This is a genomic window from Bacillus sp. JJ1532, from assembly GCF_036965085.1.
Taxonomy (GTDB): Bacteria; Bacillota; Bacilli; order Bacillales; family Cytobacillaceae; genus Cytobacillus.
This window is the reverse complement of record NZ_JBALOW010000018.1, coordinates 22,269-35,025: the sequence shown is the minus strand read 5'-3', so window position 1 is coordinate 35,025 and position 12,757 is coordinate 22,269. Positions and strand designations below refer to the sequence as shown.

At 37.6% G+C, this 12,757-nt stretch carries 11 protein-coding genes; 1 reads left to right on the top strand and 10 read right to left on the bottom strand.

Annotation, left to right across the window (positions count from 1 at the left end; translation table 11 throughout):
- Window positions 1–207: 207 nt before the first annotated feature.
- The 4 genes from V7122_RS08490 to V7122_RS08475 all read right to left on the bottom strand — a co-directional run bounded on the left by V7122_RS08490 (window position 208) and on the right by V7122_RS08475 (window position 4,465).
- Complete coding sequence (locus V7122_RS08490) at window positions 208–501, bottom strand: antibiotic biosynthesis monooxygenase family protein (RefSeq protein WP_335345398.1); 294 nt, start codon at window positions 499–501, stop codon at window positions 208–210.
- Window positions 502–584: 83 nt separating this feature from the next.
- Window positions 585–1,091 carry an NUDIX hydrolase gene (locus tag V7122_RS08485; protein WP_335345397.1) on the bottom strand — a complete coding sequence of 169 codons (507 nt, stop codon included), beginning with the start codon at window positions 1,089–1,091 and terminating at the stop codon, window positions 585–587.
- Between the two features lie 235 nt (window positions 1,092–1,326).
- Window positions 1,327–2,091: a TerC family protein gene (locus V7122_RS08480; RefSeq protein WP_335345396.1), complete on the bottom strand. Its 765-nt coding sequence runs from the start codon at window positions 2,089–2,091 to the stop codon at window positions 1,327–1,329.
- A gap of 205 nt (window positions 2,092–2,296) precedes the next feature.
- Complete coding sequence (locus V7122_RS08475) at window positions 2,297–4,465, bottom strand: sensor domain-containing protein (protein WP_335353731.1); 2,169 nt, start codon at window positions 4,463–4,465, stop codon at window positions 2,297–2,299.
- 336 nt (window positions 4,466–4,801) lie between these two features.
- Between V7122_RS08475 and V7122_RS08470 the strand changes: the two genes are divergently transcribed.
- Window positions 4,802–5,590, top strand: a complete 789-nt coding sequence (locus tag V7122_RS08470; RefSeq protein ID WP_335488112.1) for a DUF169 domain-containing protein — start codon at window positions 4,802–4,804, stop codon at window positions 5,588–5,590.
- Window positions 5,591–5,618: 28 nt separating this feature from the next.
- On the opposite strand, the gene V7122_RS08465 is transcribed toward V7122_RS08470, so the two are convergent.
- From V7122_RS08465 to V7122_RS08440, 6 genes are all read right to left on the bottom strand, one after another.
- On the bottom strand, window positions 5,619–6,791 hold the full coding sequence (locus V7122_RS08465; RefSeq protein WP_335347733.1) for a phenylacetate--CoA ligase family protein: 1,173 nt from the start codon (window positions 6,789–6,791) through the stop codon (window positions 5,619–5,621).
- The gene (locus tag V7122_RS08460) at window positions 6,791–7,579 is read right to left on the bottom strand and encodes an ABC transporter ATP-binding protein (protein WP_335347732.1); all 789 of its coding nucleotides are present in this window, start codon (window positions 7,577–7,579) and stop codon (window positions 6,791–6,793) included. The genes V7122_RS08465 and V7122_RS08460 overlap by 1 nt, the downstream gene beginning before the upstream one ends.
- 62 nt (window positions 7,580–7,641) lie before the next feature.
- On the bottom strand, window positions 7,642–8,811 hold the full coding sequence (locus V7122_RS08455) for an ABC transporter substrate-binding protein (protein ID WP_335347731.1): 1,170 nt from the start codon (window positions 8,809–8,811) through the stop codon (window positions 7,642–7,644).
- A gap of 76 nt (window positions 8,812–8,887) precedes the next feature.
- The gene (locus V7122_RS08450) at window positions 8,888–9,949 is read right to left on the bottom strand and encodes a branched-chain amino acid ABC transporter permease (RefSeq protein WP_335347730.1); all 1,062 of its coding nucleotides are present in this window, start codon (window positions 9,947–9,949) and stop codon (window positions 8,888–8,890) included.
- A gap of 4 nt (window positions 9,950–9,953) precedes the next feature.
- Complete coding sequence (locus tag V7122_RS08445; protein ID WP_335347729.1) at window positions 9,954–10,838, bottom strand: branched-chain amino acid ABC transporter permease; 885 nt, start codon at window positions 10,836–10,838, stop codon at window positions 9,954–9,956.
- Window positions 10,838–12,754 carry an AMP-binding protein gene (locus V7122_RS08440; RefSeq protein ID WP_335347728.1) on the bottom strand — a complete coding sequence of 639 codons (1,917 nt, stop codon included), beginning with the start codon at window positions 12,752–12,754 and terminating at the stop codon, window positions 10,838–10,840. The genes V7122_RS08445 and V7122_RS08440 overlap by 1 nt, the downstream gene beginning before the upstream one ends.
- Window positions 12,755–12,757 lie beyond the last annotated feature (3 nt).

Here is a 12,757-nt window from a genome sequence, read left to right as displayed (position 1 = left end):
TTAATTTGTGAGAAAAATTTTTGGGAACCTTCTATGACGAAAAAGATAGCTTACGCAAATATTTTCTTTCAGGCTTGTTAAACTCACGTTAGTAAAAAAAGAGTCTCCACTTATTGTAGAAACGCATTTTTCTAGCTTAATAGAAACCTAGTATAGATACATATAAAAACAACAACTAGAACCCAACGTATGCTTGTTCAATATCCTTTAAATCGGTACATTTTCAAAATGTTCAACTATTGGAAATGGGTCGTAGAAATGATGTAATTGTTTTTTCCATTCTTGATACTCTTTTGATTGTCTAAATCCAATTGTATGATCAACTAAAGTTTCCCATTTCACAAGTAATAAATATTTCCCCTCAACTTCTATACATCGTTGTAATTGGTGGGATATGTACCCTTTCATTGATGAAATAATTTCTGATGCTTCACGAAATGCTTCTTCAAATTCCACTTCCATACCTATCTTAACTTGCAGCATTGCAGCTTCTAATATCATACAATTACCCCCATTTTACGATTATACCATCTGTGAATTTTCTCCTTTTGATCTCTTGGAACCATTCGTACAATATAAAATTTTTATATTTGAAAAAGACTTTTTAACCACTGTTCATCCCATTGGAAATAAATTCCATCATTTTCCTTTTGTAAAAATAAAGCTTTAGGGTAAGGTAAAGCAAGTTCAGGCATATTACTGGGACTAAAATATTGTAGTTCAGCAGTTTCGTTATCAATTGGACCTAATTCACCACTTTGAATAACGCAATCAAACATATAGCCGATATACTCCACTTGATGACCATTAGGATATTCGTAACGAAAGTCTTTCCCACCAAATACGCCTAATAACTTTTTTGGCACAACATATAATCCCGTTTCTTCCCATACTTCACGAACAACTGCTTCGGCAGGTGCTTCTCCAAGTTCAATTGCACCAGCAGGAAGACTCCACTTCTCGCCATTCCCTTTGTTTTGTAATAAAATTTCACCCAAATTGTTTCGAACAATTCCTGTTACACTTGGCATAAAAATAAGTTCATTACCGACTTTTTCTCGGAGGTTTTTATAATAATCCGACATTGCCATTTTTCTAACCACCTTGAAATATTAATTTCTATTTATATTCTCTCCGATATACAAAAACACCTGTTTTTCTTCAACTAAACTTCAATTATCTTAATAACTCCTGCAGAAAAGACGTTTATCCCACTTGGATCAAACACATAAATCTAGAATGAAGATTAATTTTTGATATGAAATGGAAATATTAAAAGACCAAACCCCTCGATTTGGTCTGAAAATTTTTTAAGAAACTTCTTTCTTACTCTTCTGCCGATTTTAATTCATCCTGTTTTTTCTTATTAATATTATGGATTACAAAAGTTCCTATGAAAGCTAAAATCAGAATTCCGAAAAAGATTAAATGGTGTAATTCAATTCCAAATACACTAGCAAACATTTTGGCTGATATAATTGCGATCAGAATAAATGCAGTGTTTTCTAATTCAGGTACTTTTTCAATTAGCACAAGAAAAACTTTAGCAACGGTCCGCATCATTAATATGCCAAGCATGCCCCCGATTAATAAAATCCATACTTCTTCCGAAACAGCAAAGGCAGCTAAAATACTGTCAGCAGAAAAGGCTAAGTCCATCAGTTCTACCGAAATAACCGTTGCCCAGAAGATTCCGATTGTGCGGACGAGCCAGCTTTCTTTTTTCATGCCACTTGTTTCTTCATCGTCTTCACCCATCCAGAAATGCTTAATGACAATCCAAGCTAGATAAGCAGCCCCCAGAACCTTTATCCACCAGAACTTAATTAACAGCATTCCAAGACCGATAAAAATGAATCGGAAAAAATAAGCACCGATTAATCCATAAGTTAAAGCTTTTCTTTGCTGCTCTTTAGGAAGATGCTTGACCATTACAGCTAAAACTAAGGCATTATCCGCAGATAATAAACCTTCTAGTATAACTAATGTACCTATATAGCCCCATGATACAGGATCAGACAATACTTTGGCCCACATTTCCCAATCAAAAAAAGAAGCATAGGTGTCTAATAAAAGATTAAGAATTTCCAAATGAAAGACTCCTTTAGATAACTACGAATACCTATATTTTTTACCGAAAATTATCACTTCCTTAGGATTCTCACTAATGGAATAAATATGCAAAATCTGCGATAGTCTTTTTCCCTTTTTCAATGAATAGAAGATATATAAAAATTTTTTGGACAGGAAAAGTGCAATATCGGAAACTTGTCCAGAAAAACCGAATGCTGCTATTTTAAAGGCTGAATACCGTTTCAAACTCTTGCTTTGGCAGTGGTTTGCTTATGTAATATCCTTGAATTTCATCACAACCGATCTTTTCTAATATATGAATGACTTCCTCCGTTTCTATCCCTTCAGCAACAACCTTTAGATTCAATTCATGTGCAAGAAGTGTAATAGCCTTTACAATAGCAATATCATCTGAATTCTTAGCCACTTCCTGTATGAACGTTCGATCAATTTTCAAGGAATGAATTGGAAATTTCCGTAAATAATTTAGTGACGAATACCCTTTGCCAAAATCATCAATGGCTACAGTCACACCCATTTTTCTCAATTCATTTAGGCATGAAATACATTCCTCTGCATGATCTATGAAACTATTTTCCGTAATTTCAATTTCAAGAAGATGTGGCGCAAGCTCCGTTTTATCTAGCACTTGCTTAATAACATGGTGAAAATTAGGCAGTCGGAAATGAAGAGGTGAAATATTAACTGAAACTTTAACTGGCTTGGAAAAAAGAGTTTCATTCCATTCCTTATTTTGCTTACAAGCCTTTTCCAACACCCATTTATCTAATTTATGAATAAATCCAGTTTCCTCTGCAGTAGGAATGAAATCATCAGGTGAGAGTTTTCCGAGATCAGGGTTATTCCAGCGTATTAAAGCCTCTATCCCATTAATTTCTTTCGAAACTAAGTTCATCTTTGGCTGAAAATAAAGTTCAAATTCATCATTCTCTATGGCATTTCGTAAATGATATTCAATTGATAACGCTTTCTCCTGTGAATGAGACATATCTTTTTCATAAATATTAAATGTATTTCGGCCTTTTGATTTCGCCCTATACATCGCTGCATCCGCATTTTTTAATAATGTCTCACAATCATCCCCATGGTCAGGGAAAATACTAATTCCAATACTGCATGAAGTGAAAATTTCCAAATTGTTTAATAGCATGATTGATTGATCAAAAATAGAAAGTATTTGATTTGCCGAATGTATTGCGCATTCATAATCATTAATTTTTGGATAGAGAATAATAAATTCATCTCCAGCAAAACGGTAAATTTGTGCTTTTTGGAAGAGAGCTTTTTTAAGCAAAAAGGAAACTTTTGTAATTAATTGATCTCCCACTGCATGACCGAAAGAATCATTTATTTGTTTAAATCGGTCAAGATCGAGATATAATAAAGCAATTCTTTCATTTCGACTTTGGGAAATTGAGATTAAGTGATTTAAATCATCGCTAAACTTTCGTCTATTAGGTAGACTAGATAGTATATCGTGATAGGCCATATATTCAACTTGCTGCTGGGCGTGATGCAGTTCAGTAATATCATTCATGCAGCCAAGAATTTCTTTAATCTCTCCATGCTCATAAATTGGCGTTAAATGAGTTAATATCTGTCTCCCGCGAAATGGATATTGATAAGTAACTTGGCGGCCTAAAAAGGCCTGATGATAATATTGAATTAGGTTTTCGGTTATCTCTTTAGGAAATATTTCATGTACCTTTTTATTCTTCATATTTCCGTTCTCTAAACCTAATTTATTTGCTAATTGCCCCTCATTGAGTGTATATACATAATGATCATGATCCTTAGCTACTTTAAAGATTAGATTATTCATCGAGGCAACAATTTGCTGATAATCATTTTGCAAGGCCGTTAATAGTTTTTCTTGCGCAAACTTCCCTTCTGAAATATCAGTACGTATGGCAATAAACATAGTCGTTTTACCAGAGAGGTCCTTTAATGGCACGATGGTTGTCTTTACCCAATAGAAAGACCCGTCTTTTGCTTTATTCTTCACCTCACCTTCCCACACTTCTCCTTTATTAATACTGGTCCACATATTTTTGAAAAATTGCTTATCGTGATGGCCTGAATTCAGAATACGATGATCCTTTCCGATTAACTCCTCACGGCTATATTTTGAAAGCTCACAGAATTTGTTGTTAGCATAAATAATTTCTCCCTTAATGTTCGTAACAGCTACGATTGCTGAAACATCAAGTGCGAATTTTAGATTAGAATAGTCTTCAAGGAAAGAGCTAATCTCCTGAATATCCTTTTCCATTCCTAAAAATGACTGATAATTTTTATGACCAATTTTAAATAACTCTTTCAACGAATTAATCCATGGCTGCACTTGATTTTCTTCAAACATTCCAGCCATTTTCACACCCCTTTAAAATGTAAAAATATTAATAATGTTACATAAATATAAATCCATTAAACTAAGTAATAAGATCTATCATTATTCCAATTAAAAGATACACAAAACATTAAAACCCATCTAAAATCATGAATATTTAGTAAAAAATGTAACTACCCATAGATTAGTTTATTTTTATCACATTTTGTCGGTTAATACAATAAGTTGTCGAGTTTACACTAATAGCATGTTAATAATGTATTTTTATACAGAAGTCAGAGTAATATTCTAATAGATGAAAGAAGGAGTGCAGTTGGAATTTATAGAATATTTAATTAACAGAAAGGAGATGGGAGCTTGCAACAAACAGAAAGCAGTAATTTATTATTTAAATTAGATGAAGCTATTCACCTCTTTGTCAGGCCGGATACGTTTCCGTTGGCTCTTCGTGTAATGAAAAAAGGAGAACCCCTTCCAGATCGTGTCAAACGCCCTTATAAAGACTTCGGAAAAACATTTAGCATTTGCCAAGGGATCACAATGGCTAGGAGATATGGCTGGGGACTAGCGATGGATCGGGAGGATCTTTCCTGCCCAATTGCAAAGATCGCTTTTGGTTTTGAAGAGGAATTAGCCTATTATTCAGAGGGAAATTTAACCGATGGGATGTATACAAAAACATGTGATATCGGTACCATAACGGAGTCAGCTGTTCCAAAATTTACAACTGCTGAATCGGGAACTGTATTGATGGCTCCGTTAACGCGTGCAGCATTTGAACCTGATGTGATTGTTGTCTATGGAAATTCCGCACAAGTCATGCGTATGGTTGCAGGGGCTCTTTATCATACAGGCGGCGAAATTACCTCAACCTTTACAGCGCGAGCTGATTGTGCAGATATAGTCATTAAGACTATAAAATCAAACAAACCACAAGTTATTCTTCCATGCTATGGTGACAGGGTATTTGGACAAACACATGATCATGAAATGGCCTTCACCATTCCATACTCCTCCGTAGAAAATTTCATTGATGGATTGAAGCAAACACATAAAGGCGGTGTCCGCTATCCGGTTCCAACGTATTTGCAATATGAAGCAAAATATCCGGAAACCTATGAAAAATTAAATGAAATGTTTAAATGAATGCATGAAAAAGAATGNNCATTCTTTTTCATGCATTCTTCAAATCTAGCAGTCTTTTATCAACTAGGCGTTTTTCTTCTTTTTTTATCGTACCTGGTGCGACTTTCTTGAGAATAGGTGTCACACGGATAACATCTTGGAGTTTGCTAATTAGGCTTTCATCAAGTTCCTCTTCAGACTCTATAAATAGCTCGAATTCGTCCTGGTTGCGTTCCCACGAAACTATTCCTTGGAACATTCTATACCCCGCTTCCTCCAATACAAGCGAAAGCTGCTTTTCTCTAACAAACATCCCTTTTACCTTTATTCCATCACTCACTCTTCCAAGAACTCCAGCAATCCGCTTGCCTTCATAACCTTCCACCCAGCGTGACAAATCTCCGGTTCCAAAGCGAATGAGCGGATAGCTTTTGTCATATAAAGTCACGACAATTTCACCTTCACCTGTATGAACTTCCTTCCCATTATGTGGATCGCAAATTTGCACAACCGCTGTATTAGTCAAGCATAAACCAGGCCCTTTCTTATCCTCAAAGGCAATACAGCCACAATCTGCAGTGCCATATCCTTCATAGACTGATATCCCACTGTCCTCACATCTTTTTCTCATATCCGTTGTCAGCATCTCCGCCGTAAAAAATGCCTTGTTTATATGAATCTCTTTGCCTTGCATCCACCCCTTTTCCTCCATTGCGTCTAATAAGATGGAAAAGAAACTCGGTGTACCGACATAACCAGTCACTTGTAAATCCTTCATCACTTGTATTTGCAGTTCACGATTACCTGTTCCAGCTGGAATGACTGTTGCCCCTATTTCTCTGAGAGCAGAGTCAAACATAAAGCCTGCGGGTGATAAATGATAAGAAAAGGTATTTTGTACTATATCCCCCTTACCAAAACCTGCAATAGACAGAGCCTCAGAAAATCTCCAAAAATCTTGTTCTTGTGTTTGAGGGTCGTAGATTGGGCCCGGAGACATAAATATTCTTGCCATCTCTGCAGCTTGGATCGTTGTAAAATTTCCGAATGGGGCATTTATACTCTGAAGCCTAGGCAATTGATCCTTTTTTAATACCGGAATTTTCTCCAAATCCTTAAATGACTGAATATCACCTGGAGAAAGGCAAGCCTCATCCATAATCTCTTTGAACCCTTTTGCATGGTCATAAGCATATTGGATAACGCCTTTCAATGCCTCCATTACAGCCACCTCTTTCTTCTTTTATACGATTTAATTTCTTTATAGCTTCTTCGTCCCTTATCGCTCATCCCTAAATAAAACTCACGAACATCCTGATTAGCTAGTAATCTTTCAACTGTTCCATCCATCACAATACGGCCATTTTCCATTATGTAGCCATAATCGGCAATAGATAACGCTACATTCGCGTTTTGTTCAACTACTAATATCGTTGTCCCTTCCTCTTCATTAATTTTCTTGATGATGGCAAAGATTTCTTTCACAAGCAATGGAGCTAGTCCAAGTGAGGGTTCATCTAATAGCAGTACTTTAGGCTTAGCCATGATTCCACGGCCAATTGCCAGCATTTGCTGCTCACCCCCGGATAAATAGCCTGCCTGCCTGTTTTTTAACATTTCCAGCTTCGGAAAATAATGATATACCTTTTGGATATCGTCCTTAATATTTTTGCGGTCTTTACGAGTGTGAGCACCTGCTATTAAATTTTCCTCAACTGTTAATTGCTCGAATACACGACGCCCTTCCATGCATTGAAAAATCCCTTTTTTTACAATCGTTTCGGCATCGCTGACATCAATTCGTTCTCCGTACAACTCGATATATCCGTCAGTCACTTCACCATTTTCGCTTTTTAATAGACCGGATATGGCCTTAAGAGTAGTAGTTTTTCCTGCACCATTACTTCCTAATAAGGCAACAATCTTTCCTTTAGGAACCACCATTGACATTCCTTTTAGGACAAGAATAACCCGGTCATACATGACTTCGACATTATTAATCGTCAGCATACAATTCCTCCCGCTCATTACTTTCAAAAAGGGAGCGTCCGTTAAAACGCTCCCACCCTCATTTAATAGCCGATATAATCTGTGAATATTTCAAATTTGCCATTTTCTACTTTTGCTAATCTAATTTGGTTAGTACCAGCATGATTATCAGCTGAGAAAGAAACTGGTGCTGCCAGACCGCCTAGATCAAGATTTGATAATTTTTCTAAACCGCCTCGTATCCCTTCACCCGTTGTCGGATCATCAGCCAGCTTCATGCCTTCAACCATAATTTTCGCTGAAACCCATCCTTGGATGAACTTTTGGTTCTTATCCTCTAACTTTTCACCTTTACCTTCTAAATACTCCTTTATCTCCGCTATACCTGGTAAATCTTCGTAAGGAAACGCATGTGTCACAACACCGATAAAGCCTTCCGCTGCATCACCTGCAATTGGAAGCAAGCCTTCACCTGTTGCCCAGTTCAATCCAATAAATTGTGTATCTATCCCTAGCTTTTTGGCATCTTTTAGAATAGTTGCTGTTGCCCCCCACGTTTGTTGAATAAGCGCATAATCAGGGTTTTTCTTTTCCATATTTAATAATTGTGAAGTTGCATCAAGCGTTTGCAGTTCAATAATTTGTTCATCAACAACGTCAATACCAATTTCTTTTGCAAAGTTTTTCGCATCTTCAATTGGTGATTTTCCAAATGCTGTATCATTATAAAGTAAAGCAACCGTTGGGGTTCCACCGCTATGATTATCTTTTATCCACTTTAAGGCTGATCTTGCTTGGTCTGAATAAGTCGCAGCAGCTAAAAAGTTATATGGGCTTTCCTCTATATTTTTGAGGTTTTCGGAATAAGAACCGGAAATATATGGAAGCTTATCAGTCGCCACTTGCTGGCGAAGAGCTTCGGTATCACCTGTTCCCCATCCTAAAATAGCTGCCACCTTATCTTTTGATTTATATTTTTGATAAAGTTTTTGAGCTTCAGGAATTTTATAAGCATAATCATCACTGATTATTTCAACGTTATGGCCATTAATTTCTTGCTTACCTATATGCTCAAAATACGCTTTTGCACCTTCAGCATAAGGAGTTCCAACATCACCAGTTCCTCCTGTAATATCAAAAATCCCACCGAATTTAACTGTACCCTTTGTATTGCCTGAACTCTTCTCACCGCCTGAACATGCTGTAAGCAATCCTAACATTAACACTAACAACACAGCCCAAAACTTTCTCATTTTCTTCCCCCTTAACTTGAGTAAATAATTATTAAAAATTAGAAGTAATTGCAAATTACATCCAATATCTAATCACCTAATATGAAAATGGCCACAATCTAAAGTAATCTTTAATATTTTTCCATATTTTCGCCAGCCCTTGTGGTTCATAAATAAGGAACAATATAATAACAAGTCCAAATACAACTTCCTTCATTCCAACGAGAACATTAGCAATATCCGGGAAAATCCCACTTAAAAGCTCAACACCTGAGCGTAGAACAACGGGCAGCAAAGTAATAAAAACAGCTCCATAAATAGAACCAAATACACTGCCTAATCCACCTACAAGTATGATGGCTAAATATTCAATCGAGACGCCAATGCTATACAGCTCTGGACTTACAACCATCGTGTAATGTCCAAGCAATGCCCCTGCTACACCTACAAAGAACGAACTGACGATAAAGGCAAGCACTTTATACTTGAATAAATCAATACCCATCACTTCTGCAGCAATATCCCTGTCCCTAACAGCGATAAAGGCTCTGCCAACTCTTGACCGGAAGAGATTTAATGTGAACATTGTTGTTATGATCAGGACACCAAACATTAAATAGTAATAGCTTGATTCACTATTAAAGATAAAACCGCCAATTTCAGGTCTAGATAGGACCATTCCAGCTGTACCGCCTGTTAGTGAGTCCCATCTAGAAATTACAAAGAGGATGATCACCTGGGCTGCCAAGGTAGCAATAGCTAAGTATAGTCCCTTTAAACGGAGAGAAGGCAATCCAAATAGTCCTCCAACAATTGCAGTGATCATCCCGGCCGTTGGCATCGCAATCCAAAAACTTAAGCCAAGCTTTGCCGTTAGAATGGCAGATGTATAGCCGCCGACACCTAGAAAGGCCCCAACCCCAATGGATATTTGTCCAGTAAAACCAGTTAATATATTTAGCCCGATGGCGCCTATGGCAGCAATTCCACAAAGAGTGGCGAGACCAACAACGTAATCAGATGCTATTAGCGGAAAGATGGCTAAGAGTGCAAGCATGATAAAGACACGTACTCTTACGCGGGTGATTTTCCATATGGCCATATCTTGTTTGTAGTTCACATGGAACTCTCCACACCCCATTACAAATGGATTCTTCATCCGGTTACACCCTCTCGATTTCTTTTTTGCCAAATAAACCATAAGGCTTGAACATGAGAATAAAGACTAGAATGACAAATGGCATGACTTCTTTCAATCCGCCGCCAACTAATGGATCTAAGTAGCCTCCTGTCATACTTTCGATCACACCAATAATGAGTCCCCCGATAATCGCCCCAGGGATACTATCCAAACCGCCAAGAATGGCAACAGGAAGCACCTTAAGCCCAATAGCCGAAAGCGATGCATTAACACCATTAATATTTCCGAGCAAAATACCGCCGACTGCTGATACAACTGCTGCTATCGCCCATGCCACAGCAAAGATCACTTTCACACTTATCCCCATTGACATGGCAGCCTGCTGATCATCCGCTGTTGCACGCATCGCAATCCCAAGCTTTGAATATTTGAAAAACAGTGTAAAAATTAACAGCATGATAATAACAATGACCAATGACCATAAATAAACCGGAGCCACTACAACTTGGCCTAAACGAACGGGCTCTTCAGAGAAGATTTTTGGAAACACACGTGTTTCATGGCCCCAAATAATATGCACGATTCCTGCTAACACACTTGATAATCCAATTGTTGCCATGATCATAGAGATAACTGGTTCACCGATAAATGGCCGTAATACAATTCTTTCAATGACAAAACCGAGTACAGCACTGAAGATGAGGGCAATTAATAATGCGGCAATAAAGGGAATGTTATAAGCTGTTATTAAGGTCAGACAAACATATGTCCCAATTAATAGAAATTCCCCTTGCGCAAAGTTAATGGCGTCACTAGATTTATAGATTAATACAAATCCGAGCGCCACCAATGCATACACACTTCCTACTACGATGCCTGTTACAAGCATTTGCAAAAAAAACGCCATTAAGCAGCTCCCTCTCCTTCTTCCATGAAAATCACTTGAAGTGTTGTATGAATCGTTTGTTCATTTCCATCCCGATATCTGATTTTTCCTTCAACATTTATTTGCCCTTGCTCAGAGTACAATCCTTCAATCAACGATTCATATTTTTTGGCTACAAACTGTCTTCTAACCTTTTTCGTTCTTGTCAGCTCCTCATCATCCGCATCAAGCTCTTTATAAAGAAGGACAAATTTTCTCACGCGTGCTTTCTCAGGTAACGTTTGATTGATTTCATTTACTTGCTTTTGAATCATGTCTAAAACTTGAGGCTTGGATGATAAATCTGTGTATGTCGTATAGCTTATTTGATTTTTCTCTGCCCATCTGCCGACGTTTTCCATATCAATATTAATCATCGCCACCACGTATGGACGGTCTTTTCCAATCGCTACCGCTTCTTGAATGTATGAGCTGAATTTCAATTTGTTTTCAATAAATTGCGGCGAAAACATTTCTCCTGAATGCAGCCGGATGACATCTTTTATTCGGTCGATCACATATAAATGACCTTGATCATCCAGTCTCCCAGCATCTCCAGTATGCAGCCAGCCGGATTGAATCGTTTCCAATGTGGACTTTTCATTTTTGTAATACCCTTTACATATGCTTGAACTCTTGATAAGTATTTCTCCCTCCTCAGAGATTTTCACCTCTGTTCCAGGAATTGGGATGCCAACACTGTCAAATTTAATGTCGCCGTCACGATGAACGATCGAAATTCCAGATACTTCTGTTTGTCCATAAATACTCTTTACATTTACACCGATACTATGGAAAAACTCGAACACATCCGGACCAAGAGGCGCGCCTCCAGTATAGGCACGCTTCATATTAAGAAGTCCTAAATGGTCTCTTATCGCGCTAAACATAAAATAATCGGCTATTTTATATTTCCATTTCGTACTGATCGATATTGGCTTATTATCAAAATGCGCTCTCGCTACTTTTTCGCCAATAGGCTTGCACCATTGATAAATTTTTCTTTTCAGCCAGCCGGCATCCTGTATTTTCACTTGAAATTTCGAAAGCATATCTTCATAGATTCTTGGTGGTGAAAACATCACTTGAGGTCCGATTTCTCGTAGATTTTCTAACACAGTGGAAGGTTCTTCTGGGAAGTTAATGGTCATTCCATTATATAGGCCCATCGCCATGGTCATCATTTGTTCCCCAATCCAAGCGAGCGGGAGGAAGGATACATATTCATCCTTTTCTGTAAGCGGGTCAATGTTTGAAAGGTTTATTGCCATTTCCAGCAAGTTCTTATATGTGAGCATTGTTCCTTTCGGATTCCCGGTAGTCCCGGAAGTATAAGAAAAAATTGCAACATCCTCTTCATTGCCTTTCTCCACCTCTGATAGAAAAAATGAAGGGGACTCTAATTCAAAATTCTTTCCCATTGCTTGGACATCCTTAATGCTTAGTAAACAATCATCCTTATAATTTCTCATTCCCCGTGGATCATAGTAGATAATCGTCTTCACCTTCGGAATCTCTTCGCGAATCTCAAAAACTTTATCCACTTGCTCTTGATCCTCCACTACAACGATACTGGCATCACAATGGTCTAAAATATAACTAATTTCACTTGGAAGTGATTCTTGATAAATTCCGACTGACACGCCTCCCAGACATTGAGTAGCTAATTCGCTCATCACCCACTCAGGGCGATTATCTCCTATTACAGCTACTTTATCTCCTCGTTTAAGTCCTAGCTTGGCTAAGCCTAGACTGAGAAATTTAACTTCTTCTAAGTATTTTTCATACGTAATTTCATTCCATATACCAAAATCTTTTTCTCTTAAAGCCACATTTGATCCGGCTTTACTTGCCCACTCTAGTAAAATTTTAGGAAATGTCTTGTTCGAGCTGGACATCAA